Source organism: Rhizobium mesosinicum, from assembly GCF_019511345.1.
Taxonomy (GTDB): Bacteria; Pseudomonadota; Alphaproteobacteria; order Rhizobiales; family Rhizobiaceae; genus Rhizobium; species Rhizobium mesosinicum.
In genome coordinates this window covers 687,846-713,421 of sequence record NZ_JAEUAK010000001.1, presented here as the reverse complement: position 1 = coordinate 713,421, position 25,576 = coordinate 687,846, and the positions used below count along the sequence as shown (strand labels likewise).

At 61.7% G+C, this 25,576-nt stretch carries 22 protein-coding genes; 10 read left to right on the top strand and 12 right to left on the bottom strand.

Going from position 1 to position 25,576, the window contains the following annotated elements; genetic code table 11:
* Nucleotides 1-66 precede the first annotated feature (66 nt).
* A complete protein-coding gene (locus JNB85_RS03265; RefSeq protein ID WP_220332943.1) occupies nt 67-1,107 on the top strand; it encodes a substrate-binding domain-containing protein in 1,041 nt (346 codons plus the stop codon).
* A gap of 20 nt (nt 1,108-1,127) precedes the next feature.
* Here the strand turns inward: JNB85_RS03265 and JNB85_RS03260 are convergent, their stop codons facing one another.
* Genes JNB85_RS03260 through JNB85_RS03240 form a run of 5 tightly spaced genes read right to left on the bottom strand, consistent with a single transcriptional unit; the run spans nt 1,128 to nt 6,170 of the window.
* Nucleotides 1,128-2,393 carry an ABC transporter substrate-binding protein gene (locus tag JNB85_RS03260; protein ID WP_220332942.1) on the bottom strand — a complete coding sequence of 422 codons (1,266 nt, stop codon included), beginning with the start codon at nt 2,391-2,393 and terminating at the stop codon, nt 1,128-1,130.
* A gap of 25 nt (nt 2,394-2,418) precedes the next feature.
* Nucleotides 2,419-3,258 (bottom strand): carbohydrate ABC transporter permease, encoded by an 840-nt coding sequence (locus JNB85_RS03255; RefSeq protein ID WP_220332941.1) that lies wholly within the window; start codon nt 3,256-3,258, stop codon nt 2,419-2,421.
* The gene (locus tag JNB85_RS03250; protein WP_220332940.1) at nt 3,255-4,181 is read right to left on the bottom strand and encodes a carbohydrate ABC transporter permease; all 927 of its coding nucleotides are present in this window, start codon (nt 4,179-4,181) and stop codon (nt 3,255-3,257) included. Before JNB85_RS03250 ends, JNB85_RS03255 begins: the two co-directional genes overlap by 4 nt.
* The gene (locus tag JNB85_RS03245) at nt 4,174-5,337 is read right to left on the bottom strand and encodes an ABC transporter ATP-binding protein (RefSeq protein ID WP_220332939.1); all 1,164 of its coding nucleotides are present in this window, start codon (nt 5,335-5,337) and stop codon (nt 4,174-4,176) included. Before JNB85_RS03245 ends, JNB85_RS03250 begins: the two co-directional genes overlap by 8 nt.
* Nucleotides 5,334-6,170, bottom strand: coding sequence for a metallophosphoesterase family protein (locus JNB85_RS03240; protein ID WP_220332938.1), 837 nt, complete (start codon nt 6,168-6,170; stop codon nt 5,334-5,336). Before JNB85_RS03240 ends, JNB85_RS03245 begins: the two co-directional genes overlap by 4 nt.
* Before the next feature lie 193 nt (nt 6,171-6,363).
* Between JNB85_RS03240 and JNB85_RS03235 the strand changes: the two genes are divergently transcribed.
* Nucleotides 6,364-6,546, top strand: a complete 183-nt coding sequence (locus tag JNB85_RS03235) for a hypothetical protein (RefSeq protein WP_220333111.1) — start codon at nt 6,364-6,366, stop codon at nt 6,544-6,546.
* Here the strand turns inward: JNB85_RS03235 and JNB85_RS31190 are convergent.
* The 3 genes from JNB85_RS31190 to JNB85_RS03220 form a co-directional block, all read right to left on the bottom strand.
* Nucleotides 6,498-6,686, bottom strand: coding sequence for a type II toxin-antitoxin system RelE/ParE family toxin (locus JNB85_RS31190; RefSeq protein ID WP_220332937.1), 189 nt, complete (start codon nt 6,684-6,686; stop codon nt 6,498-6,500). The two genes, JNB85_RS03235 and JNB85_RS31190, sit on opposite strands and share 49 nt — an antisense overlap.
* Entirely contained in the window at nt 6,683-6,943 is a 261-nt protein-coding gene (locus JNB85_RS03225) for a CopG family ribbon-helix-helix protein (RefSeq protein WP_183726342.1), read from the bottom strand. Before JNB85_RS03225 ends, JNB85_RS31190 begins: the two co-directional genes overlap by 4 nt.
* 67 nt (nt 6,944-7,010) lie before the next feature.
* The gene (locus JNB85_RS03220) at nt 7,011-8,063 is read right to left on the bottom strand and encodes a LysR substrate-binding domain-containing protein (RefSeq protein WP_338050299.1); all 1,053 of its coding nucleotides are present in this window, start codon (nt 8,061-8,063) and stop codon (nt 7,011-7,013) included.
* A gap of 145 nt (nt 8,064-8,208) precedes the next feature.
* Between JNB85_RS03220 and JNB85_RS03215 the strand changes: the two genes are divergently transcribed.
* From JNB85_RS03215 to fhuB, 3 genes are read left to right on the top strand one after another with little or no spacing between them, the layout of a single operon-like run.
* Nucleotides 8,209-10,338 (top strand): TonB-dependent siderophore receptor, encoded by a 2,130-nt coding sequence (locus JNB85_RS03215; RefSeq protein ID WP_220332936.1) that lies wholly within the window; start codon nt 8,209-8,211, stop codon nt 10,336-10,338.
* Nucleotides 10,332-11,258 carry an iron-siderophore ABC transporter substrate-binding protein gene (locus tag JNB85_RS03210; protein ID WP_220332935.1) on the top strand — a complete coding sequence of 309 codons (927 nt, stop codon included), beginning with the start codon at nt 10,332-10,334 and terminating at the stop codon, nt 11,256-11,258. Before JNB85_RS03215 ends, JNB85_RS03210 begins: the two co-directional genes overlap by 7 nt.
* Nucleotides 11,258-13,219: a Fe(3+)-hydroxamate ABC transporter permease FhuB gene (fhuB, locus tag JNB85_RS03205; RefSeq protein ID WP_220333102.1), complete on the top strand. Its 1,962-nt coding sequence runs from the start codon at nt 11,258-11,260 to the stop codon at nt 13,217-13,219. The genes JNB85_RS03210 and fhuB overlap by 1 nt, the downstream gene beginning before the upstream one ends.
* Nucleotides 13,220-13,229: 10 nt before the next feature.
* Here fhuB and JNB85_RS03200 read toward each other — a convergent pair whose 3' ends face one another.
* The gene (locus JNB85_RS03200) at nt 13,230-15,428 is read right to left on the bottom strand and encodes a putative bifunctional diguanylate cyclase/phosphodiesterase (RefSeq protein WP_338050306.1); all 2,199 of its coding nucleotides are present in this window, start codon (nt 15,426-15,428) and stop codon (nt 13,230-13,232) included.
* Between the two features lie 288 nt (nt 15,429-15,716).
* On the opposite strand from JNB85_RS03200, the gene JNB85_RS03195 reads away from it, so the two are divergent.
* On the top strand, nt 15,717-16,523 hold the full coding sequence (locus JNB85_RS03195) for a transporter substrate-binding domain-containing protein (RefSeq protein ID WP_220332933.1): 807 nt from the start codon (nt 15,717-15,719) through the stop codon (nt 16,521-16,523).
* A 39-nt stretch (nt 16,524-16,562) separates the two neighbouring features.
* Here JNB85_RS03195 and JNB85_RS03190 read toward each other — a convergent pair whose 3' ends face one another.
* Nucleotides 16,563-17,606, bottom strand: a complete 1,044-nt coding sequence (locus JNB85_RS03190) for an AraC family transcriptional regulator (protein WP_220332932.1) — start codon at nt 17,604-17,606, stop codon at nt 16,563-16,565.
* A 118-nt stretch (nt 17,607-17,724) separates the two neighbouring features.
* Between JNB85_RS03190 and JNB85_RS03185 the strand changes: the two genes are divergently transcribed.
* From JNB85_RS03185 to JNB85_RS03175, 3 genes are all read left to right on the top strand, one after another.
* Nucleotides 17,725-19,164 (top strand): APC family permease, encoded by a 1,440-nt coding sequence (locus JNB85_RS03185; RefSeq protein ID WP_220332931.1) that lies wholly within the window; start codon nt 17,725-17,727, stop codon nt 19,162-19,164.
* Nucleotides 19,161-19,328, top strand: a complete 168-nt coding sequence (locus JNB85_RS03180) for a hypothetical protein (protein ID WP_220332930.1) — start codon at nt 19,161-19,163, stop codon at nt 19,326-19,328. Before JNB85_RS03185 ends, JNB85_RS03180 begins: the two co-directional genes overlap by 4 nt.
* A gap of 68 nt (nt 19,329-19,396) precedes the next feature.
* Nucleotides 19,397-21,394 carry a primary-amine oxidase gene (locus JNB85_RS03175; RefSeq protein ID WP_220332929.1) on the top strand — a complete coding sequence of 666 codons (1,998 nt, stop codon included), beginning with the start codon at nt 19,397-19,399 and terminating at the stop codon, nt 21,392-21,394.
* Nucleotides 21,395-21,453: 59 nt separating this feature from the next.
* Here JNB85_RS03175 and JNB85_RS03170 read toward each other — a convergent pair whose 3' ends face one another.
* Complete coding sequence (locus tag JNB85_RS03170) at nt 21,454-22,995, bottom strand: cation:proton antiporter (RefSeq protein WP_220333101.1); 1,542 nt, start codon at nt 22,993-22,995, stop codon at nt 21,454-21,456.
* A gap of 104 nt (nt 22,996-23,099) precedes the next feature.
* Here JNB85_RS03170 and JNB85_RS03165 point away from each other — a divergent pair, with 104 nt between their 5' ends.
* Nucleotides 23,100-24,323, top strand: a complete 1,224-nt coding sequence (locus tag JNB85_RS03165) for a flavin monoamine oxidase family protein (protein ID WP_220333100.1) — start codon at nt 23,100-23,102, stop codon at nt 24,321-24,323.
* Between the two features lie 53 nt (nt 24,324-24,376).
* Here JNB85_RS03165 and ftsZ read toward each other — a convergent pair whose 3' ends face one another.
* The gene (gene ftsZ, locus JNB85_RS03160; protein ID WP_220332928.1) at nt 24,377-25,402 is read right to left on the bottom strand and encodes a cell division protein FtsZ; all 1,026 of its coding nucleotides are present in this window, start codon (nt 25,400-25,402) and stop codon (nt 24,377-24,379) included.
* Between the last annotated feature and the right edge of the window lie 174 nt (nt 25,403-25,576).

The following is a 25,576-nucleotide window of genomic DNA, read 5'->3' as shown; positions in this document are numbered from 1 at the left end:
GTCATCATTTCATGACAATCCGCCCGTAAGAGCCTGCAAACCTCGACGGGAACGGACAGAACGGCGATGACGACATTGAAACAGGTTGCGCTTAGGGCCGGATGTTCGATGGCGACGGCAAGCCGTGTGCTGAACCTCAGCGGCCCGGTCAGCCAGGCGGCGACACTTCGCGTGCGCCGAGCTGCCGCCGAAGTCGGCTATCGGGCGGTCGCAGCCTCTGCCCGCAATGGCCGCCGGCCTGTTATTGGCGTGCTGGTGCCGAGTGTGACCAATCCGGTGTTCGCTTCGTCCCTCTCAGGCATCCAGAACCGCATGCTGGTCGCCGGCCACAGCGTTCTCATCGCCCAGTCGAACTACGATCCCGACCAGGAAGCAGATGCGGTGGCAGGGCTTCTCGGCGAGCGGCCGACCGGGCTGATCCTGACGGTCTGCAATGGTGAGACAAGCCCGGCATTGGCGCAGGACCTGCCACCGACCGTGCTGCTCGGCAGCTCTCCGACGGCCCGATATCCGGCTGCCGTGACCGTCAACAATTATGCGGCCGGTTGCCGGCTGACTGAGCATCTCTTGTCCATGGGCCACCGGCGCATCCTCTATGTATCGGGCAGCTTCAGGGCTTCGGACCGCGCGCTTTTGCGCTACCGCGGCTATCTGCAGACGATGGAGGCAGCGGGCGTCCCCTCGCTCGAGGCCGTGGAGGTGCCCTTCGTCAACGGCTATGACCAGATGGATCTCGGCCAGGCCCTGCGGACATTTTCCCCGACCGCGATTATCGGCTCCAATGATCTGATCGCGCTCGGCGTCATCGGCGCTATCCATCGCGAGGGATTGTGTGTTCCCGACGATATCTCGGTCGCCGGCTTCGACGGCATCGCCATCGGCAAGCTCATCAACCCGACGCTGACCTCGATCGAAATGCCCGATCTCAGCATGGGCGCGACGGCGGCTTCGCTGCTGCTCGATATCGTCGAGAACGACGCGCCGCTCCGACATCTGGAACTGTCGCACGCCCTGCGCCCCGGCGGCACCGTGCGAAACCTCCAAAACGAGAAAACCGCCGCATCTTCAGGATGCGACGGTTCCGGAGCGAGACCGCGGGCGGCCTGAGCCCGCGATCCATTGCAAGATCAGCTGCGTGGCAGCATGCCTTCGACGTCGGCGGCTGCGTCGTCGAGAGCTTCCTTCGGCTCAGCCGAGCCATCGACGATGCGTGACAGGTTGTCGACGATCGTCTGGGTGACCTTGACGCCGTTGGTGCCGGGGAATGCGTACCAGGGGATCATGCGCGGCATCTGGCTGAGGCCGGCCTGGAAGAGCGGGTTCTTCTTGTAGAAGTCCCCGAGATATTCAGCCGACTTGGCGGCAAGCTCATTGTTCGGGACATAGCCGGTGCCGGGAACGACGACCGAAGCGCCATAGGGGCCGGCGGCGAACTTGGCGAACTTCCAGGCGGCTTCCTGCTTTGCCGGATCCTTGGCAAGGATGACGACGGCGTTGCCGCCGGTCGGCAGGTGGCCCTTTTCAGGGTCGAGAAGCGGGATCTGGGCGGTGCGCAGATCGAATTTGGCGCCGACATTCTTGATCGTGTTGACGAGCGCGCCCGTCGTCTGGAATTCGAAGCCGACCTTGCCGGCTGCAAACGCCTGTTCGCCCGCTGCCTTGGTGAAAACAGGCATGCCGCCTTCCTTGACGAAGCGGCTGATCAGTTCGACGGCCTTCTGGCCCTCGGGACCGTTGAAGGTGACCTTTTGTTCGTCGTCGCTCAGCATCTTGCCGCCGGCGCCGAAGAGGAGGGCCGAAAACATCCAGTCATCGCCCTGCCAGCGGAAATCCATGCCGTCGACGCCGTTGCCGAGCGCCTTGATCTTGCCGGCAAGCGCGATCACTTCGTCCCAAGTCTTCGGCGGGGTATCGGGATTGCCGCCGGCTGCCTTCACGAGATCGGCATTGTAATACATGATCGGGTTGGAGGTGGCGAAAGCGAGGCCAACCTGCTTGCCCTTGACCTGGGCGAGCTTCAGGATTGTGTCCGAGAAGCCCTGCTCGGCCATGTTGCCTTCCTTCTGGACGAGCGGCGTCATGTCGACGGCGACATTGCGCTCGTTCAGCATACGCAGGCGGTTCAGGCCGATGAAGGTGACGTCGGGCATTTCCGACGTGCCGGCCTGGCGCAGGATCAGTTGGATACCGTCTTCATAGGTCGCCGAAGGGGCGGCGAACTGGATCTTGATATCAGGGTTTTCTTCCATGAACTTCTTTGAGATCGTGTCCATCACGTCCTTGAAGAAGCCCGGCATCGGGTAGTGGATCGTCAGCGTCGTTTCGGCGTGGGCGGGCATTGCTGCCGCCACGGACAGAGCCGCTGCTGCGAGGAACTGGGTGAAATGCTTCATCGCTCGTTCTCCTGGGTTCAGCCGGTCAGCCTTTGAGACCGGTCATGGTGATGCCCTCGACGAAGCGTTTCTGTGCGAGCAGGAAAGCAGCAACGAGGGGAATGGTGATGATGATGGTGGCCGCCATCAGAGCGCCGTAATCGTCGCCGGCTTCCGCCGCGCGGAAGTTCATCAGGCCAAGCGGCGGCGTGGCGTAGCCAGGCTTCGAGATGACAATCAGCGGCCAGAAGAGGTCGTTCCAATGGGCCACGACCGAAAAGATCGCGAAGGCAGTCACCGCCGGCCAGGCATTCGGCACGATGACGCGCGAGACGATGCCGAGTTCGGACATGCCGTCGAGGCGGGCGGCATGGATCAGGTCATCGGGCATGGCGCGAAAGAATTGCAGGAACAGGAAGATCGCAAAGACCGAGATGGTGAAAGGGGCGACCAGGGCCGTGTAGCCATTGAGCAGCGCTAAACTGTCGAAGGCGACATAGAGCGGCAGGGCCGTCGCATGGATCGGCACCAGCAGGCCGAGCAGCACCAGCACCATCATCAGCCTAGCGGCGCGGAACTTCAACTTCGCCATGGCATAGGCGCAGGGGATCGCGACCAGCACCTGGAAGACGAAGATCAGCGCGCAGACGACGAAGCCGTTCCAGAGCAGCGTGCCCATCGCCACCTTGTCGAGCGCCTTGGTAAAATTCTGCACGTAGAAGAAATGCGTCGGGATCAGCGAGAGCGCGGCCGTAAAGATGTCGTCCTGCGATTTGCCGGCGGCCGAGATCATGAAGATATAGGGCGCGAGGAAGACGACCGCGCCGAGAAGAAGCAAAGCAAGGCGGATCAATCGACCGAGGGTGAAACGGGAGCGCGTCTTCATGAATAGTGTACCCGCCGATCGAGGAAGCGGTATTGCAGGAACATCATGACGACCAGAATGGCGAGGAAGACCGCGGTCATGGCCGAGGCGTAGCCGACCTTCATGTAGACGAAGCCCTCCTGGTAGATGGTGAAAAGCAAGACTTCGGACGCGTGGTTGGGGCCGCCATCGGTCAGCGTCTTCACCGTCTCGAAGGTCTTGACCGCATTGATGACGCTGATCGTGGTGACGAAGAGTGCCGTCGGCCCGAGCATCGGCCAGGTGACGAGGAAGAAGCGGTCGAGCGAGGATTTGGCGCCGTCGATTTCGGCAGCGGCGTAAAGCTCACGCGGGATCGCCGTCAGGCCGGCCAGAAACAGCACCATGTTGAAGCCGACCGTCTGCCACACACCTATGATGGAGAGGCTGTAAAGCGCCGTTGCCGAGGAGCCGAGCCAGTTCGGCTTCGGCAAGCCGGCGAGACCGATCAGCGCATTGAGCGGGCCGATCGTCGGGTGAAAGAGATATTGCCAGACGGTCGCCATGGCGACGATCAGCGAGACGACGGGGAGGAAATAGGCGGTGCGGAAGAAGCTCTTTCCCCAGCCTTCGCTCTCGATCAGCATGGCGACACCGAGGCCGAGCAGGATCGAAACGGGCGCGACGATCGCCGTATAGACCGTGGTGTTCCACAGCGACTTTCGAAAGGTGCGGTCGGTGAAGAGCTCGACATAATTCTCGAAACCGACGAAGCGGAACTTGCCGACGCCGAGTTCGAAATCGGTAAAGCCAAGGACGAGCACGGCAACGATCGGCAGGAGCACGAAGAGCACGATGAGGACGATCGCCGGCGCAGCCAGCAGCCATGCGGTCTGCGCCTCGCGCCGTTCGTGCTTTGCGGGCGATGCGATCGGGCGGATGTCGCCGGCAGCGATACTAGCCATGAGCCTTCTCCCTGGCGGCATCGGCGGGCACGACGCTCGTGCGAAGGCGGCGCCCATCGGCTGCAAAGACCATCGCCTTGTCGGGCTCGAAGGAGAGGGCAACCGCCATTCCGGCGGCAAGGCCTGCGGCATCATCAGGCGCAAGCTTGGCAAGCACGGTCTCGCCGATCGCATTCAGCCGGCAGAACAGGATCACCTCTGAACCGAGGAATTCCAGGCGCTCGATGCGGGCGGAAAGCGATGTCTCGCCCTCAGCTTCAAGGCGGACGAATTCCGGGCGGATGCCAAGCATCACGCCGGTACCGGCAGAATTGTCGTCTTCCAGCGCTAGCCGGATATCGCCGAAGGCGACGGTCCGGTTCTCGGCGCGCGCCGGCAGGAGATTGATGCGCGGCTGGCCGACGAAGCGGGCGACTTCGATATGGGCGGGATCGTCATAGATGACCTGGGGTGGTGCCAATTGCAAAAGCTCGCCGCCGATCATCACGGCGACCCGGTCGGCCATGGAAAGCGCCTCGGCCTGGTCGTGGGTGACATAGACGGTCGGCACGCCGGCGCGGCGATGCAGCTCCACGATCTCGCCGCGCGCATGGACGCGCAGATTGGCGTCAAGGTTGGACAGCGGCTCGTCCATCAGGAAGACGCTCGGATGGCGCACCATGGCGCGAGCGAGCGCCACGCGCTGCCGCTGGCCGCCCGACATCTGGCCGGGCTTGCGCTCCAGGAGATGATCGATCTTCAGGGCTTTCGCGGTTTCCTGCACATCCTTGGAAATGCCGGAACGGATGGCGCGGTAGCCGGGCATGACCGGGCCGAGGAAGGGCAGGCGCTGCACACGGCTCAAGCGCCGCATGGCAAGCGGCACGGCGATGTTCTGGCCGGCCGTCAGGTGCGGATAGAGCGCGTAGGACTGGAAAACCATGGCGATGTTGCGGTCGGCGGCCGCCACGTCGGACATTTCCCGACCGCCGATGACGATCTCGCCGCTATCGGCATGATCGAGGCCGGCAAGGATGCGTAGAAGCGTGCTCTTGCCGCAGCCCGAGGGGCCGACGAGGGCGATGAATTCGCCAGGCTCGACGTCGAGGCTGATATTCTGCAGGATGGCGTTGTCGCCGTAGGATTTCCCGATGGCCGTAAGGGAAAGCGCACTCATTGCGCCGGCTCCCTCTGCACCTTGTGAGCCTCGTGCGGATAGACTTCCGCGACCACGTCATCGAGCACATGCGCCTTCATGCCTGATACAGCGACAATCTCGCTCGTGACATCATCGCCTAGATCGTGAAGTACGGCGCCGACGAGCTTCTCGCCCGGCATCTCGCGCTCCATCGTGCCGATGATGAAGGAGGCTGCTGGACCCCAGGCGAGTGAGGTGTTGTTGAAGCGACCTGTCCAGGCCCAGTGCAGGTGGCCGCTGGCATAAAGCGCGACGTCATGGGCAGCAATCACATCATAGAGCCTCTGACGCTGTGCCGGGCGGATGCTCCAGTAGCCGGTGTCGCCTTCATCAGGTGTGTCGACAAAGAGCGGCTTGTGAGCAAACATTGCAACGCGCCGTCCAGCGCGTGTGGCAAGCGCTCTCTCCAGCCATTCAAACTGCGTTTCCTGCTCGTCGTTTTCCATGCCCATCAGCAGGCTGTCGAGGCCGATCAGGCGCCAGTTGCCGGCATCCTCGAGCCAGTAATCGGGGCCGACCAGACTACGCCAGCGGCTGAGCCTGACGGCATCGACGGGCTGCAGCGAGCCTGGCAGATGGCCGACATCATGATTGCCGGGGACGATCAGCATCGGGATCTTCACTTGCCGCATCAGTTCCATGCAGAAGGTGAGGTCCCCGTCCTTGTCGGCGCCATCGACGGCGAGGTCGCCGGTATGGATGACGAGATCGGCCCCGCTGGCGTTGATCCAGTCCGCAAGCGGCTGCCAGTTGCCGTTGAAATGCGGTATCGACGGGCTGAAATGCGTGTCGGTGATCTGGACGATTTTCATGCCGGCGCTCTCCTATAGCCCGCGGCACCTTTCTGGCAGCAGGCAAATGCTCTTGCCGCCTCTTTAGAGCCCGCCAATGTCAGGCGGGTAACAGGCGTTTCCACGCTTGTTCCAATTGTGTCGTGCAATTGTCATGGAGGATCGAACGCGCGGTCAGGTCCGCACCCGGACGCCACGAAGGATCGATCGAAGTATGTTGAAATCAGAGATCGCTATCGACGTCGAGATCCGGCGTCGGTGCAAGCATCCGTCCATGGCGGATCAGGATCACGTCCATGCTATCGCCATCATAGAGCTAGTCCAGCAGATAATCCCCGACCACGAGCGTCAGGCTCCCGGTAATCTGCAGGCCGCCGTGCATCGGTTCCCGGATTGAGGAAATTCGGACAGTGTCCGCTTCGCGTTCTTGATCGCGAGCGCAAACTTTCGGGCTGCGGCAGGGTTGAGCTTCCGCAGATACTCGCCTTCGCGGCGGATATAGCTGGCGACATCCTTGGAAAGCCGTACGGCAGTCACGCAGCTTTTCCGCCAACGATCCTGTCGATGTCCGCGATCACATCATCCATATTCTCGAACTCTCCGGCCGCGATCTGCTCGCGGCCCTTGATCGCGGCGAGGATGTCGGCCCCCTCGTTCATGAGATACGTCCGCAGGGCGCGAACGATGATGTAGCTGCGGGATCGATCGCTTGCTTTTGCGATGGCTTCGATTTCTGCAATCACGTCGGAAGGCACCCGGAGAGTGACAGATTCTGATTGGCTGGCATTCGACATTGCTTGCCTCCTTCAGGATGTAAGACACGTAAGACAAGCGAGTATCTGATACAATGATGGATCTGCGTCACAGATCGACTTTGCGTCCTCCCTCGTGCGGTCTCGACAGATCAAGTTCGGACCCGACTAGCGGCGAACGGCGCAATGCGGACAGGGTCGTGTCCGATAATTCGCCAGACACCGGCGCTTTGACCATCTCGCCTGATGCCGGCCAGCTGATCTTCTGCCGGTTCTGGGCAATGAAAGCCTTGATGGCAGGTGAACCTTCGCCCTTGCGATAGGCGATCGCTACATCAGACGTCGCCGCTACGTCGCCGACTAGTCGGTAATGGATATCGGGCAGTTCCACCCGGCTCATCGATTGCGGTACCAGCGCGATGCCGGTGCCGATGCCGACGAGGGCAGCAATTTCCGTGAAGTCCTGTGCGATGGCTTTGACGGAAGGTTCGAAGCCCGCCTCCCGGCAGGCCTGTAGCGTGTTGCGATGAAAGCCGACGTCCGGCGGCTGGCGCGGGGTGATGAACGTCTCCTGCGTCAATCGAGCCAGCGTATCGATTGGGCGCTCTGCGAATTCATGGTCGTCGGGGATCATAACAACCAGCGGCTCGCGCAGCACGATCTGTACGGAAACACCGGGTGGAATCGGCGCCGGCGCACGGATATAGCCGAAATCGAGCAGACCGTCGGCGATGCGCTGCAACTGCTGGCGCAGTTCCATTTCCTGCAGCTCGACCTCCACATAGGGATAATCACGCTTGAAATCCCTGATGGAGCCGACGACGGCACCGGAATAGGCGGCCGATGCCACATAGCCGATCGAGATGCGCCCGCTTTCGCCGCGCCCGGCGCGGTTCACGGCAGCGACCGTCGCATCCGTCTGAGCCAGGACTTTCCTTGCCTCCTGAAACAGGGTCTCGCCCGAATGCGTAAGCTGCACGCCGCGGCGGCTTCGGTCGAGCAGCGGTGTGCCGACAATCTTTTCGAGGCTTCTGATCTGCTGGCTGAGACCCGGCTGGGCGATGCCGAGCCTGACAGCGGCACGTTCGAAATTCCGCTCCTCGACCAAGGTCACGAAGTATCGCAGGTGCCGGAGTTCGAAGCCGGGATCGCTCAGTGCCAATTCTCTCTCTCCTGGAAGAATTCAAATCTATGACATCAGATGAGTTTCATAATCCGCGCTTATGGAAAATTCGAGCCCCGCTTATTGGACGTCCGAAAATAACTTGATTAGATCAATCCAGTTTTAAGCCATATAACGAATCCCCATGACTGTTTTTCTTCGCGCTCGCAAATGGGCTTCGACCACGGCACTCGCAAGCGCGCTTCTGACGCCGCTCTTGCCGGCGCTCGCACAGGAGGCCGGTCCGACGACGCTCGCCCCGATCGTCATCAGCGGTTCCAAGGACGAGGACCCGACGGAGCCGGTAAAGGGTTTTGTCGCCAGGACGAGTGCGACCGCCACCAAGACCGGGACGCCGCTCATCGAAACCCAGCAGTCGATCTCTGTCTTAACGGCTGATCAGCTGAAGTCGCAGAATGCCGAGACCGTGGGCCAGGCGCTCGACTATGTACCCGGCGTCGTCGGCGAACCCTATGGCGCCGATCCGCGCTTCGATTCACCGCGTATACGCGGTTTCGACAGCCGCCAGGCCCAGTTTCTTAACGGATTGCGCATGATGCGCACGGCCGGTGCCCCAGCCGTCGACCCCTACCAGCTCGAACGTATCGAAGTACTGCGCGGCCCGGCTTCGGTCATGTACGGCCAGGGCAATCCGGGCGGGATGATCAATCTCATCAGCAAACGGCCGGTCTTCGAGCGCTTCGGCGAAGTCGGCGTGCAGGCCGGCAGCTACGACACCTATGGCACCTATTTCGATTTCGGTGATATTATTCCCGGCAATTCCGATTTCGCCTATCGCCTGACGGGACTGGCAAGGATGGCCTCGGCGCAGGTCGACGAGCTGGACAATGACCGCTACCTCATTGCTCCGGCGCTCACCTGGCAGCCGGATGACGACACCAAGCTGACGATCCTGACCAGCATCCAGCACGACAATCCGAGCACGCCGTCCAGCCTGCCGCCACAGCTCACCCTCAATGGTTCGGGCGCCAACCGCCTGTCGCGGGATTTCTTCGTCGGCGACAAGAGCTTTGACAAGTCGGACCGGACGCTGACCAATCTCGGCTATGAACTGGAACACCGCCTGAACGATACCTGGACCCTCCGCCAGAATCTTCGCTACCAGAATTTCGACTGGAACTATCAGGCGCTCGGCATGTCGACGATCGGCCTTACCGGCGGTCGGACGATCAACCGCAACGCCACCATCCAGGACGAGTCGCTCAACACGTTCAACGTCGACAACAACCTGCTGGCAGAATTCGATACCGGCGATATCAGGCACAAGATGCTGTTCGGGTTGGACTACCGCCATTACGACAACAATGTCGGCACGCAGTTCTGGCGCGCTACGCCGCTCGATGCCTTCAATCCGGTCTACGGCTCGGTCAATCTGATTGCGCCGACGCTCAGCACCCATGTCGATTCCACCATGACGCAGGTGGGCATCTATGTGCAGGACGAGCTTGCCTATGAGCATTGGCGCGCAACGGCAGCCCTTCGCCAGGATTGGGCAAGCACCGAGGGTACATCGACCAACCGGCTCACCGGCATATCCCGGCCTGTCGATCAGGACGATCACAAGCTGACGGGCCGGGCCGGCCTCACCTATGTCTTCGACAATGGTATTGCCCCCTATATCAGCTACGCCACCTCCTTCGAACCGGTGCCGGTAACGGCAACAAGCGGTATCCTGCGGCCGACAACGGGCGAGCAGGTGGAAGTGGGTGTCAAATACCAGCCTGAGGGCTGGAACGGCTTTTTCACTGTTGCCGCCTACGATTTGAAGCAGAAGAATGTCTTGACGACGATCGGGACGACGACTGCACAGATCGGTGAAGTGGACGTCAGGGGCATTGAGCTGGAAGGTGTCACCAGCCTCACAGACGGGCTCGACCTGCGCGCCGCCTACACCTACATACAGGCGGAAATCGTCGGCGGTGGCGATAACGGAAATCGCCCTGATAACGTGCCCGAACATGCGGCAAGTCTATGGCTTGATTACACTATCCCCGAGGATACGACGCTTGAAGGTTTCGGCCTCGGCGGCGGCGTGCGCTATGTTGGCCAGCGCTACGGCGATACCAAGAACACGCTCGATCTTGACGCCATGACCCTCTTCGATGCAGCAGTGCATTACAAGAAGAACAATGTGACCGCCTCGCTGAACGTCAAGAATCTCGCCGACAAGGATTATGTTGCAAGCTGCAGCTCCTTCGGCTGCACCTATGGCGATGGCAGAACGGTGATGGGCAAGCTGACCTTTCAATGGTGAGAGACACTCGAACAGGAAACCGATGGGACCCCCATCCGATCGGCCGTCGGCAGGCGTTGGCCCTGCTGGCGGCTTTCGCTATTCCCGGCAAAGCCTTTGCGCAAGCGCTCCAATCGCTGCCAAAGCGCATCGCGGCGATCGACTGGGCCATGCTGGAAACGCTGGTGGCTCTGGGTGTCATGCCGGTGGCTGCGACCGAGCTCGTGCAGTTCCGCAAGGATGCGGTCGAGCCGGTGTTGGACGAGAGCGTTGCCGATCTCGGCCTGCGCGGATCGCCGAACCTCGAACTCCTGCGTCTCTTACGCCCGGACCTCATCCTGATTTCGCCCTTCTATGCCAGGTTCGAGGCGAGCTTTCGGGCGATCGCGCCCACGCTGTCGCTGCCCTTCTATAACAGAGGCGAGCCGCCCTATGAGAAGGCGATCGATGCCGTCTCGGCGCTCGCAAAGGAGCTTGGCCGCCAAGAGCACGGCCGCGAAGTCGTGGCTGGACAGGCAGCCCTTGTCGAGGCGGCACGCGTCAGCCTGCAGAGATTTGCCGCGCGCCCGACCTATCTCGTCAATATCGGCGATGCGCGGCATGTCCGCGTCTTCGGCGCCGACAGCATGTTCGGCGATATCCTGTCCCGGCTCGGCCTGCCGAACGCCTGGGCCGACCGCTCCCGCTACACCTTCGCCGCGCCGGTTCCGATCGAAAACCTCGCCGCCGAGCCTGAGGCGCGCATCGTCATCATCTCCGATATCCCCGTTGAAGCCCGCAGTGGCTTGAAGGACAACATGATCTGGCAATCGCTGCGGCCGGTGCGGGACGGGCGTGTGCTGATGCTTGGCAACATCAATCCCTATGGCGGAATCGCTGCTGCCGCCCGTTTCACGCGGCTTTTCAAGGCGGCGATGCTGTCGTCGGGAGAAGGGCCGTGATGAGAGCCGCACGCCCCGCCGCATTTCTCGCCTTTTGCGCCGCTGCCGGCCTCTTCCTGTGGGCGGCACTCAGTCACCTGCCTTTTGCAGACTGGCCGCCCTTGCCCTTCGATGCGGCGCAGATGACGACGCAGCAGATCATCTTCGCCTATGCCATCCTGCCGCGCGGGGCGGTCGCGATTCTGGCGGGCGCAGCTCTCGGGCTTGCCGGCGCCTTGTTGCAGAGGCTGCTTCGCAACCCGATTGCCGATCCCTCGACGCTCGGGGTCTCCTCCGGCGCGCAGCTTGCGATCGTCGCAGCCACGTTGTTCTTTCCCGAAGTGCTCGATGGCTACCGCGCCTTCGTGGCACTTGCCGGAGCCGCCGCTGCGATGGCTCTCGTCTTCCTGCTCGGTTGGCGGCGTGCCTTCGAGCCCATCACTATGGCGGTTTCAGGCCTGCTGGTCGGCATTACCTGCAGCGCGCTGTCGGCGGCGATGACGCTCTCGCAGGGCGAATATCTGATGTCGCTGGTGACCTGGAATGGCGGCTCCCTCAGTCAGCAGGACTGGTCGACGACGGTAACGCTCGGCCTGGAGCTGCTGCTCGGCCTTGCCGTCACCCTCCTGCTCCTGCGTCCGCTGACCCTGCTCGGGCTCGGCGACAGCAGCGCTCGCTCGCTCGGCGTGGCACTCGCCGGCACGCGCATCGCCGTTGCAAGCCTTGCCGTGGCGCTCAGTGCCGGTGTCGCGGCTGCCGTCGGCCTCGTCAGCTTCGTCGGACTTGCCGCTCCGGCGATGGTCCGCCTGCTCGGCATCCGCACGACGCGCAGCATTCTGCTTTTGTCGCCTGTCGCCGGCGGGCTATTGCTCTGGCTGTGCGATGGCGTCGTCCAGCTCGTCGCCTCTTCGGCCGGCGAAACCTTTCCGACGGGCTCGGTGACGGCGTTGATTGGTGGCCCGCTCTTGCTCTGGCTATTGCCGCAGGTGCGCGCCGTCGAGCCGCCGCACCCGCCCGACAGCGTTCTCGTTTCCCGCGCGCCGCTGTCGCGGCTCGTCCTTATCCTCTGCCTGCTGCCGCCGCTTGCCTGGGCGGCCCTTTGCGTTGCCCGCCTGCCTGACGGATGGACGCTGTTGAGCGGCGATCTCTTCTGGGAGCTCTTGCCCGCGCGCTGGCCGCGGCTGGTGGCATCGGCTGCTGCCGGCGGCCTGCTGGCAATGGCAGGTGCCATGCTGCAGCGCCTGACCGGCAACCCGATGGCAAGTCCCGAGGTGCTGGGCGTCAGCGGCGGTGCCGGCGTTGGTTATGCCGTTGCCCTCAGCGTCTCTGCAGGTGCCGGCGCGCCCGCGCTCTTCCTCGGCGCCGGCGGCGGTGCCGTTTTTGTGCTCATCGTCGTCGCCCTCTTTGCTGCCCGCCGGCATCTTCCGCCAGAACGCCTATTGCTCGCAGGCATTTCCGTCAGCGCTTTCAGCTCGGCTATCCTGAGCGCGCTTCTTGCCATCGGCGATCAGCGTGCCTGGCAGATCCTTGCCTGGCTCGGTGGCTCGGCGGCTGCAGCAACCCCTGGAACGGCCGCGTTCCTTGCTGGCCTCACCATCGTCATCCTCGCAATCGGCCTGATTTTCACGCGCTGGCAGGTGATTCTGCCGCTCGGTGCGCCGACCGCGATGGCACTCGGCCTGCCCTTGGTCGGCGCCCGCACAATGATGGTGCTGATGGCGGGCATCGCCACGGCTGCTGCCTCGCTCCTCGTCGGTCCCTTGAGCTTTATCGGTCTGATGGCGCCGCATATTGCTCACCGTGCCGGCTTCGAAAAGCCAGGCAGCCGGATTCTCGCATCGGCTGTCATCGGCTCGGTGCTGATGGTGATCGCCGATCTCGGCGCCCGTACCGCGACCTTCCCTTATGAGTTGCCGCTTGGGCTCTTCGCCGCCTTCGCTGGTGCGCCCTATCTCGTCTGGATGATCGGCAGGCGGCAGTAGCGCCAGACCGTCAACGGATGGCCTGGCTTGGCGCTTCCGTCGCGTGCATCGACGACAGGAAGTCGGAGAGGGGCATCGGGCGGGAGAACAGGAAACCCTGCAAGTCGTTGCAGCCGGCCGCGACGAGAAAATCTCTCTGCCCCTCTGTCTCGACGCCTTCCGCCGTCGTCGCTTTCCCGAGCGTGCGGCTCAAGCCCAGGATCGCCGAAACGATGGCGGCGCCTTCGGCCTGTGTTCCGAGCAGCCGTACGAAGGACCGGTCGATCTTGATCCGGTCGATGTTGAACTGAATGAGGTGACTGAGCGAGGAGAAGCCGGTGCCGAAATCGTCGAGCGCGATCCGGATTCCCCGGGATCGAAGCCTGCCGAGCGTGCCTTGCGCGGTCTCGTCGATATTGAAGAGCGCGGCTTCGGTCAGTTCCAGCTCGAGGCGCGATGGCGGCAGGCCGGTTTGCGCCAGGATCGACAGCACGTGCCGGTCGAAGTCGCGATGGCGGATCTGCGAGGGCGAGACGTTGACGGCAACCGACATGTCGGCCGGCCAGGTTGCGGCAGCTTTTGCCGCATTTCGCAGCACCCACTGGCCGAGCTGGTCGATCATGCCTGCCTCCTCGGCAATCGGAATGAACTTGTCCGGCGACAACAAGCCGTGGGTGGGATGGCGCCACCGCAAGAGAGCTTCCGCACCCGAGAGCCTGCCATGAGCGTCGCCACGATGCACGCCCTGAAAGAAGACCTCCAGATGGCCCGGATCACCTGACGAGGCACTCTTCTCGCGGCCGGGGAGATGCGTAGGACCCTCCAGCACCAGGCGAAGATCGTTCTTGAGATTTTCCCGTGCTTCGACCCGGTGATCGAGCAAGGGGTCATATTCGATCAGGCGGCCGCGCCCGTTGGTCTTGGCTTCATAAAGCGCGACGTCTGCACGCCGCAAAATCTCGCTGGTTGCCTCAGCCGCGTCATCAAAGGGAGCAATTCCGATCGAGCATCCGATGCGGACGACGACGTCACCGCCGCGAAGCTGGAACGGCTTGCTCAGGGCCTCGATAATGGCGTTGCAGAGCAGGATGTGGCTATCGTTGCCGTCCCTGGCATCGGGAAGAAGCAGGGCGAATTCATCGCCGCCAAGCCTTGCAAGCGTATCCCTTGACTCGATCAGGGCATTCATCCTGTCGACGGCGCAGCGCAGCAGCTCGTCACCGGCGGCATGCCCATGGATGTCGTTCACGTCCTTGAATTTGTCGAGATCGACGAGAGCAAGGACGGAGCGCTTGCCGGGAGATTTCATGGCCGCGAGGCATTGCTCGAAACGGGCTGCAAACAGCGCCCGGTTCGGCAGGCCCGTCAAAACATCATGCAGGGAGAGATGCCGTGCATGATGCTCGCTGGCGCTGAGTTCTCTAAGGCTGCCGCGCAAACGGCCCATCAAAGCGAAGAAGAGGCCTGCGATGACAAGGCCGGCCACGGAGAGCACGGGAACAAGCCGGCCGATGACACGTGAGCCCGGCAGATCCGGCCTCCAGATGATGAAGCCGATCGGTTCGCCTGTCGCCGTCGCTTCGATTTGGAAGGCAACTTCATTCTGCTCCTGATCCGCGGTTCGTGCATAGCGAGCCCCGGCCAAACCCTGTTCTCGGCTCAGCGTATCGAGCGTGACACCGTCCAAGAAGCGGAACGCGACGAGGTATAGCCTGTTGCCGCCATTGCCGTCCTGCGGATCGGCTTTCGAAGAACCCGTGACCGAGACGACGCCGGCGACCGAAGGGCGGCCCTCAAGTCGCATCAGCTCCACCCGGCTGGGTTCCGGATCAGAACTCGGCCCCTGCGGCGCACCGTGCTGCTTTGCTTCCAGATCCTGGATCATCGGCTGAAGCAGCGGCCGCACCCATTTGAAGCGGCGTTTTGTTTCGGGATCGGACTGCAGCGCAAGCTCGCCTGCCGGGGTGACGAGGAATGCCGCGTTGTAGCCGAATACCGTTGTCGCGATCTTCCCGAATGTCGCAGCCGATGTCGCGCCCGCGCGTTCGCTCTTGCCGCTCGCTGCTGCCGAATCCGCCAGCAGCAGCGAGGCATAACCTGCCCCCATCAGCTGGATGTCCTGTGACACGCGCCGGACCTGATCGAGGAGGCGGCTGTTGACCAGCTGCCGCTGTCGATCGAGGGCGGCTGCGTCGCTTTCCTTGCCAGCCCAGATAGCTGCCAAAAACACAAGCCCAAGAATTGCCAGGCCGCTGATCGCAAGCAACACCAATATCGACCCGGACGACGTCCTGGTCGATCTGTGAGGCACTATTCTTAAAGACGGATCAGCAGGCACGCAGTCTTCTCCCCGAGCGCCCTGATACTGACCTCGATTGTTTACAAAAAGCTTTTCAAGCAGCATCAAATTTAACGCCCCAAAATGATGAGCTTTTTAATCGTTTTGTGATTGGCTGTTCATCGCGCAACGCTTGCCGATGCAAGGTTGGCAGTCGAACTCTACCTCAAGGTGATTGATATGTTGCGATTTGGATCTGTCTTTCGTTCGAAGTTCTTCGCATTTGCTTGCGCGGCCGCTGTTGTGGCCGGTATTGTTGAGCCTGCTGTTGTCCGGGCTGCCGAAAACGACAGCATCCGCATAGCCGTCGAGGGCGCATTTCCTCCGTTCAACTATGTCGATTCCAATAACCAGCTTCAGGGGTTCGACGTGGATATCGCCAACGCCCTTTGCGAGACGGCGAAATTGAAGTGCGAATTCGTCATCCAGGAATGGACGGCGATGATCCCGAACCTGCTGGACAACAAGTATGACGCAATCATCTCGTCGATGTCGATGAGCGCCGAGCGGCGGCAAAAGGTTGCCTTCACTCAGAAATATTATGACAGCCCGACGGTCTTCATCGCGCGCAAGAACGACGAGATTGCCGGGACGTCACCCGATGATCTGAAGAAACTGCGCCTCGGCGTGACGGCAGCGACCTCCCAGGAGTCCTACGCCAAGAAATTCTACGGCGGTGTCGCAACGACCGTGTTTCACGCCTCTCCGGATCTTTACAAGGGCCTTGCAGACGGCAAGGTCGATATCATCCTGGAAGACAAGCTCGCGGTCTACGACTGGCTCGCAAACACCAAGGCAGGCAGCTGCTGCGCGTTCAAGGGTGAGGATATCAAGAACACCGAATATTTCGGTGACGGAGCCGGTATCGCCGTGCGCCCGACCGACACGGCGTTGCTGGACAAGCTCAACGCCGCGCTCGAGGAGATCGAGGCTAACGATACCTACGACACGATCAACGCGAAATATTTCCCGTTCAGTATCCGTTGAGAGCGCCGGGCAGAATTGTCTCGATCGCTGCGGCTGGCCTTATGAATCCGCCGCAGCATCGTTTGCCGCCTGCGGGGTGCATTCCCAGTGTTTGCGGGCGCGCCATAGCACGGTTTCGTCCGCGTAGCCCAGGATTTGCGCAAGCTCTTTCATTCTGACGGCGCCATTCTGCTTCTGCAGCGCAAGGATGCTTTGGCGATATTCCCGCATCAGATCCCGCAACGACGTCCCCTGCTCGGAAAGCCGCCGTTGCAAGGTTCGCGGCGAAAGGCCGAGCTCCTGCGAAAGCCCGGCGAGCGTGATGGGTTTGTGCCCCAGATAGATCCCGATCAATGATCGCACATGATCGACGGCCGAATCCGACTGGATGAGCGTGCCGCTCAGATCCGCGATATGGCGCTCCAGGACCGCCGCCAAGTCGGGCTGCTCCTGCCGGTAGACGCGGCGGGCGTCTTGCCCTGAAACCACGATGCGATTGGCAGACTCGCAGAATTTCAACGGCGCTCGGAAAATCCGTTGCAAAGTGGTCGGATTGCGAGGTGCCCGATGTTCGAAATGGACTTCGACGGGTTTCCATCCGCGGGCGAAACAGGCGCGCACGAGCTGGCAGGATGCAGCCAGCGTGAACTCGCTGTCTTGCCGCCTCGGCCAGAGCCTGGGATCGTCGAGGCGGTAGCTCCAGACCAGATTGCCGTCTTCCTGAAAGACACCGGAATTGGTGCCGCCCTGGACGGTATTTACATATTTCGCCAATCGTTCGAAGCCGGTACGGATCGTGCTCGATATCGAAAACAGCACGCCGATCGGCCCGATATCGCTCGGCTTGAACAGGGTTCCAAGCAATGCCCCGATCGCCGGATCTCCGACGATCGATGCCGCATCTTCGAAGATTGCCACATATCGGTTGATCGGGATCATGGCATAGGGATCGTCAAGCTGGCTGCGCAGAAGACCATGAAGGGCGAGTAAAACATCTGCCTTGCCGGATTTTCGGTCGATTTGTTCGATGAGCGGCAGCAAGACAGACGCACGAATTGACGCAAATGCTTGCACGGGCGTGCCAGTTCGCTGGGCAGATGACATGTTTTTGTTCCCCGCCGCCTGTGATGGCGCAAACTATCGATTCATTGGCATGAACTGCAATTTTGAGGCCAATCGGTCGCCGCTACCGTGTTGACGAAAATCAAAAACAGGGGTTCTCATGACAACGCACACCATTTTGGGAAATCCTCCCGATCGCCTCTCGAAAAACTCCGTCGGCCTTGCCCATATCGTCTTCTTCGTCGTGGCGGCGGCAGCGCCGCTCACCGCCGTTGTCGGCGCAACGCCTGCTGCTTTCGCATTCGGCAATGGATCCGGTGTACCGGGCGCCTTCGTCCTGGCTGGGATACTCTATCTCGTCTTTTCGGTCGGCTTCACGGCGATGAGCCGGCATGTCGGCGGAACGGGTGCCTTCTACACCTACATCACGAGGGGCATCGGCAAGCCGGCCGGTGTCGCCGGTGCGCTGATGGCGCTTCTGACCTATTCGTCGGTACAGATCGCCATCTATGGATTGTTCGGTGTCTTCATGAGCGGCGCCGTGGCATCGATCGTGACGCTTCCGTGGTGGGCTTGGTCCTTTGCCGCGCTTATCGCCGTCCATCTCTGCGGCCAGCGAAACATTGCCTTTTCAGGCACGATCCTCGGCATCTGCATGCTGGCTGAAGTGGCAATCCTGCTGCTTCTCGATATCGGTATCGTGCTGACCGGCGGTGGGCCGGAAGGTTTCAGCCTCTCCTCCTTCAGCCCGGCGACAGTGTTTTCGCCAGGCCTTGGCGTCGCACTCGTCTTTGTCGTCGGCTCCTTCATCGGTTTCGAGGCCACCGCGATCTTCGGAGAAGAGGCGGAGAACCCGGAAAAAACAATCCCGCGCGCAACCTATGCCGCCGTTTTGCTGATCACCGTCTTCTACGCGCTGTCGACTTGGGCCATCGTCCAGTTCTATGGCCCTTCGAAGGTGCAGGCGACTGCCGGCAGCGGCTTGGAAAGCTTCTATTTCGTCGCCTCCGACGCCGTCCTCGGACAATGGTCGTCGCAGGTGATGAATGTCCTGCTGATCACCAGCCTCTTTGCCTGCATCCTGTCCTTCCACAACACGCTCAACCGCTACTTCTACGCGCTTGGACGCGAAGGGTTGGTGGTCAGAGCTTTGGGCAGGGTTCATCCGGTCCATGGTTCACCCCATGTTGCAGGCACGGTACAGAGCGCCATTGCAGCTGTTGCGCTCGTCTGCTTCATCGCATCAGGCGCCGATCCCTATACGGTCGTCTTTTCATGGATGTCTGCTCTGGCCGTTCTCGGGATCCTTTCTGTCCAGGCCCTCGTCTGCGTGGCCATCGTCCTGTTCTTCCGAGGATTGCCGCATCGTTACAGCCTGTGGACGACGACGGTGGCGCCGATTCTAGCGCTCGCCGGTATTCTCGGCGCGATCGTTCTCGTCATCATCAACCTGCCGCTCCTGTCGGGATCTGAAAGCGTCATCGTCAAATCCTTCCCGCTGCTGGTGGTGCTGACCGGCCTGATCGGGGCCGCTTTTGCGGTGCGGATCAGGACCGTGAAGCCGGAACTCTATGCTTCGCTCGGGAAGGCCTTCGAATGACGAGACTTCAACCTTTGACCCTCGTCGACCGGATGTCGCTGATCACCTTGATGGTGTTGACGACAGCCACAATCCTGATGGCGGCCGAAGCACACGCATTTTGCTCTGTCTTCTGCATCCATGGTGATCGCACGCCAGAAACGGACATCTGCTCCGGCCGCTGACGGCTGAGCCCTGCAGTGTGCATCCGGTTGCGCACTGCCACCATCCAAAAGCATATGAAGGACTGACAATGGACGCCGTTGTAGAAACGCAAGCCTATCCGCTCGACCCGTTGAGCCTGACTGAGATCTCGGAAGCAGTCGCTATTCTGAAGGACGAAAAGCAACTGCCGCAATCGATCCGCTTTCCGATCATTCGTCTGGAGGAGCCGACCAAATCCGATATGGCCATATACCGTGAAGGAAAGCAGCTTCCCCGGCAAGCATTTGTCCTGTCGCTGGATTCGAGCTCCGGCGAGGTCCACGAATCGATCGTCGACCTGTCAAAAAAATCGGTCGTCGAGCACAAGAGGCTGCCGCTTGAATCAGCGCCTTACGGGCAGCCGCCGGTCATGCTCTGCGAGTTCGAGACGGTCGAGGCGACGGTCAAATCGGACCCCCGCTGGATTGCCGCCGTCAAGAAGCGCGGCATCACCGAAGAAGATATCCCGCTCGTCCAGATCGACCCGTTTTCCTCGGGTTTTTTTGGTCGGAAGTTCGAAAAGGGCGCCCGCATCGTTCGCGCCGTCTCCTATTGGCGCGAGAATATCCGCGACAATGGCTACGCCCATCCGATCGAAGGGGTCGTCGCCGTGGTTGACCTGATCAGCAATCAGGTGGTCGATCTCGTCGACGACGAGACCATCATTCCTGTGCCGAGGAAGAAGCGGAATTATGGACAGGAGGCGTTTCCCGATGTCCGCCAGGACGTGAAGCCGCTCAACATCGTGCAGCCGCAGGGACCGAGCTTTTCGGTCGATGGTTGGACGGTGCAATGGCAGGACTGGTCGTTTCGTGTCGGCTTTACGCCTCGCGAAGGTCTCGTCCTGCACGAGCTCGGGATCAAAAATGGCGGCAAGCTTCGCCCCGTGATCTTCCGCGCCTCCGTGACAGAGATGGTCGTGCCCTATGCCGATCCGACGACCAACCATTATTGGAAGAGCGCTTTCGACGCCGGAGAATACGGGCTGGGGCGGCTTGCCAACAGTCTCGAGCTCGGCTGCGATTGCCTCGGCCAGATACATTATTTCGATATTCCGTCGGCCGACGATTTCGGCCGGCCGGTGATGATGAAGAACGCCGTTTGCATGCATGAGGAGGATTTTGGGATCCTCTGGAAGCACTACGAGTTCAGAAACGGTATCTTCGAGGTCCGGCGATCGCGCCGGCTGGTGATTTCCTTCTTCGCGACGGTCGGCAATTACGACTACGGCTTCTACTGGTATCTCTACCAGGACGGCACCATCCAGCTCGAAGCAAAGCTGACCGGCATTATCCAGACCGCGGCTGTGGCGCCCGGTCAGAAATATGCCTGGGGTGGAATGGTCGACGCCAATCTCGGCGGTCCCACCCACCAGCATTTCTTCAATGCGCGCCTGCATATGGATATCGATGGCGGCGGAAACACCGTCAGCGAACACGAGTTCCAGCCACGCCCCTGGGGCGAGGACAATCCCTATGGTAATGTCTTCGAGACGAAGACGAAAATCCTGAAACGGGAGCTCGACAGTCCCGCCGTCGCCAATGGCGAGACCGGTAGGTATTGGAAGGTCCAGAATCCCAACGAGCAGAATTCCGTGGGAAATGCGCCCGGCTACAAAATGGTGGTCATGCCAAGTCCCCTTATGCTCGCCCAGGAGGGATCGACGGTTGCTCAGCGCGGCGGCTTTGCCAAGAAGCACATCTGGGTGACGGCTTTCGACGCGAAGGAAAAATACGCATCCGGCGACTATCCGAACGTGCATGCAGGTGGTGACGGCCTGCCGAAATATGTTGAAAACAACCGGAATATCGAAAACGCCGATATCGTGCTGTGGCATTCCTTCGGGCATACGCATGTCTGCAAGCCGGAGGATTTTCCGATCATGCCGGTGGAATATGCAGGCTTTACCCTGAAGCCGAACGGTTTCTTCGACAGCAACATCGCCATGAACATCCCCGCAGCCCGCAACGAGCACAGCCGTGACAATCACGGTTCGGCCACTTCCGATCAGGGGGATAAGGCCAGCGGCGTTTGCTGCGGACATTGACGGAGATAGCGCGCAACATTGGGGCGACTGCAGAGGTCGCCCTTATCTGCAGGCTACCCTTAGCTCTCGGTAATGCGCCGATCCTCGTCGGAGCCGACCGAGAGCTGCTTCCAGTCGAGATCCTCCTGCAGTTCGAGATATTGCGTCGCCCCGATCTTATCCTTGTCGCGCAATTCCTCAAGACGTTGTCGCTGGGCGATCACGGCGGCGATCGTGAGCTTGCGGCGTCGCGTGAGCGGCGACGTCTCGCCGGCTTCTGCCGGCCCATTCCAGTGATCCCGGCAGATTGTCCGGATCGCCTCGGCCTCGGCGCCATCCTCCTTTTCCAGTCGCTGGAACGCCGCTTCCGCAAGCGAGCGCCTTGCGGCCTCCAGTTCCTCATGGACCTCAGCCTGCCGTCCGAGCTTCAGGAAGTGGATCATCGGGGCAAGCGTTGCCCCTTGGATGACGAGAGTTGCGAGCACCACGGAAAAGGCCGTCAGAACGACCAGGTTCCGTTCAGGAAAATCGGCAGGCAGGGCAAAGGCGGTGGCGAGTGTCACGAGGCCGCGCATGCCGGACCAGCCGACGAGAAAGGTCTCCCCATGCCTGAAAGGCGACAGCAGCTTGCCGCGCCGGTGGCGCGAGATGACGTATGCGTGCAGCAGGAAGGCCATGGCCAGACGTGTAAGGATCACACCGCCCACAACGATGGCTGCAAAGCCGAGCGCTCGCTCGAGTTCGCTTGCGGACATGGATTCCAGGATGTTGCGGGCCTGCAGGCCCATGAGCAGGAAGGCGACGACGTTCAGCAGGAAAACGACGGTCGTCCACACCGCGAAGGAATGCACCCGCATGCGTGGGGAATCATCGACCGTCGACAGCATCGCGATCGTCATGGCGCTCGAAACCGTTGCCAGCACGGCCGAGAGATGCAGATGCTCGGCGATCAGCCAGGTCGAGAAGGCATAGACGAATTGCAGCAGCGTGCCGCCGACGGTGTTTTCAGTAAAGGGCCGGAGCCGCGAGACGAAGAAGCCGAAGACGATGCCGAAGAGAATGCCGCCGGGTGCGGCAAAGCCGATCTGAAGGGCTGTCGCGCCGTCGAGGCCGCCGCGTGCCTGGACCGTGAGTGCTGCCCCAAATAGCAACAGTGCTGTTGCGTCATTGAACAGGCTTTCGCCCTTCAGCAGAGCATCCACACGCCGATCCACCGGCAGATTCGAAAGCACGGCGGTGGCTGCCGCCGCATCGGGCGGCGCAACTATCGCGCCGAGCGTGACGGCCACTGCGATCGGCAGGCCGACCGTCAGCATGCTGATCGACACCACCACGCCTGTCGTCACCAGAACGGCAATGACGGCATAGAAGATCAGCGGCAGCAGCATGCGCCGCGCAGCACCGATCGGGAAGTCATAGGCGGAATCGACGAGGACGGGAGCGATGAACAAAGCAAGCGCCGTCGGCGGATCGATTGGAATTGTCGGCGCACCCGGCAGCATCGCCACGCCGACGCCGGCGGCGGCCAGAATGCCGGGATAGGGCAAGTGCATGCGCCGGGTGATCTGCAGGAGCAGGATGGCGACGGCCAAAAGGGCAACGAGGGTTTCAAAGAAGGTCATGTCGGCATAGTAGCAGGCTTTCGGGCGCATTGAAGCGGGTGCGGCTCCCATGTAAAGCTTAAGCCTATCAACGTGATGACGAAGCGCGGGGCGAAGCGGTGACGATCAACTACGATGTGGCTGTTATTGGTGCCGGCGCAGCAGGCATTGCTGCGGCACGAAGCCTCGCCGATGCCGGACGCTCAGTCGTCATCCTCGAAGCCAGCAACCGCGTCGGCGGTCGGGCCTGGACAGTCGAACTTTCCGGCATGTCGCTCGATATGGGCTGCGGCTGGCTGCACTCGGCCGAACGCAATCCCCTTGTTGCGCTCGGCCGTGACGCCGGTTTCACGATCGAACGCGGGCCGACGGCGTGGCAGAACCAGTGGCGCGATCTTGGTTTTTCGCCTGATGAGCGTGCAGCAGCTGCCTCCGCCTGGGAGGCCCTTGAAGAACGGCTGCGGGCCAATCCGCCGGCAAGCGACAGGGCATCGGACGCGCTGGAGCCTGGTGGCGAATGGAACGCCTATTGTCAATCACTGAGCGGCTATCTGAACGGTGCCCCGCTGGAGAGGCTGTCGGCGGCCGATTTCCTTGCCTACGACAATGCCGCAACCGATGCCAACTGGCGGGTGCTCGAAGGTTATGGAAGCCTGATCGGGGCGGCGGTTCCTGATGTAACCCTTCGCCTGTCGACGCCGGTGCGCCGTATCGCGCTGACCGGTCAGGGCGTCAGGCTGGAGACCGACCGCGGCCCGGTCACGGCAGGTGCGGCGATCGTGACGGTCTCGACCAATGTTCTTGCCCGCGGCACCATCGCCTTCGAGCCTGAGGTTGACGATCACCTGCATGCCGCCGGCCAATTGCCGCTCGGCCTTGCCGACAAACTCTTCATCGGGCTTCACGGCAATCATGGCCTCGAAGCGGAAACCCATCTGCTCGGCGATGCCAGGAACGCCGAGACCGGCAGCTATTACATTCGCCCGCTCGGCCGCCCCGTCATCGAAGGCTTCTTCGGCGGCAAGGGCGCCTTCGTCATCGAAAGCGCGGGTCTGCTGGAAGCCTTCACCTTTGCGCTCGACCAGCTGTCGTCGCTGCTGGGAAACGACATCCGCCGCCACCTGCGGCCCTTGGCGGCCTCGTCCTGGTGCCATGCCGATTGGGTGCGCGGCTCCTATAGCCACGCGCTACCGGGCCATGCCGGCGCGCGATCGGTGCTGGCGCGCCCGGTGGGCGACCGGCTATTTTTTGCCGGCGAGGCGACACATCAATCCGACTTCTCGACCGCGCATGGGGCGTGGGAGAGCGGACTAAGGGCGGCCGGAGAGGTGATCGGGATGGCCATCTAAGGGCGGTTTGCGCAAGGCCATCGGCCTTGCGCCATCATGCGGTCCCGTCAGGTTTACTGCAGCGTGCGGGTCTGACCCTGTCCCGGAGCGAAATCCGCAACGGTGGAGGCGGCCTGGCCAACGCCGTCAAGGCCGGTCGCGACGACGGAGACCCGGAACGTACCGTCCAGGCCCCGATCGAAAATCGCACCGACGACGATTTCGGCGTCGTCCTGCACTTCGTCCCGGATGCGGCTTGCCGCCTCGTCGACTTCGAACAGCGTCATGTCCGAGCCGCCGGAAATCGAAATCAGCACTCCCTTGGCGCCCCTCATCGAGATATCGTCGAGCAGCGGGTTGGCGATGGCGGCTTCCGCCGCCTTCATCGCGCGCGCCTCGCCACTGGCCTCGCCCGTGCCCATCATCGCCCGGCCCATGCCGCGCATGACGGATTTCACATCGGCGAAATCGAGATTGATCAAGCCTTCCTTGACGATCAGATCAGTAATGCAGCCGACACCGGAATAAAGCACGCGGTCAGCCGTCATGAAGGCATCGGCGAAGGTGGTTTTCGCGTCCGCGATGCGGAAGAGGTTCTGATTGGGGATGACGATGACGGTATCGGCAGCTCGGCGCAGGGCCTCGATGCCGGCTTCGGCCATCTTCATGCGCCGGTTGCCTTCGAAGGTGAAGGGCTTGGTGACGACTCCGACCGTCAGGATGCCGGCCGCGCGGGCCGCTTGCGCGATGACGGGTGCAGCACCCGTGCCGGTGCCGCCGCCCATGCCTGCGGTGACGAAACACATGTGCGAGCCGTTCAGGTGATCCATGATCTCGTCGAGCGATTCCTCGGCGGCGGCCTGGCCGACTTCCGGCAGGGAACCGGCGCCGAGGCCTTCCGTCACGTGCGCACCGAGCTGGATGCGGCGCGATGCCTTGGAGGTCGCGAGGACCTGGGCATCGGTGTTGGCGGCGATGAAATCAACGCCCGCCAGTTTCTCGGCGATCATGTTGTTGATCGCGTTTCCGCCGCCACCGCCGACGCCAATCACCGTAATCTGCGGCCGTAGTCCCGTAATGCCGCTCTTGGCGTCTGTCATCGAACTCTCCTTTTATCCCTCATGCGTACTCCGCCCGTCGCGAATCGCACGCCACGTTAAGCAAGCAACAAGGCAGAGACGGGGCGAGATTTGCAATATCCAAAGGGATTTCGGCATCCGATAATATTGTAAAGAAACGCATGCATCCGCGCGATTGGTTTGCCTCGAACCGAA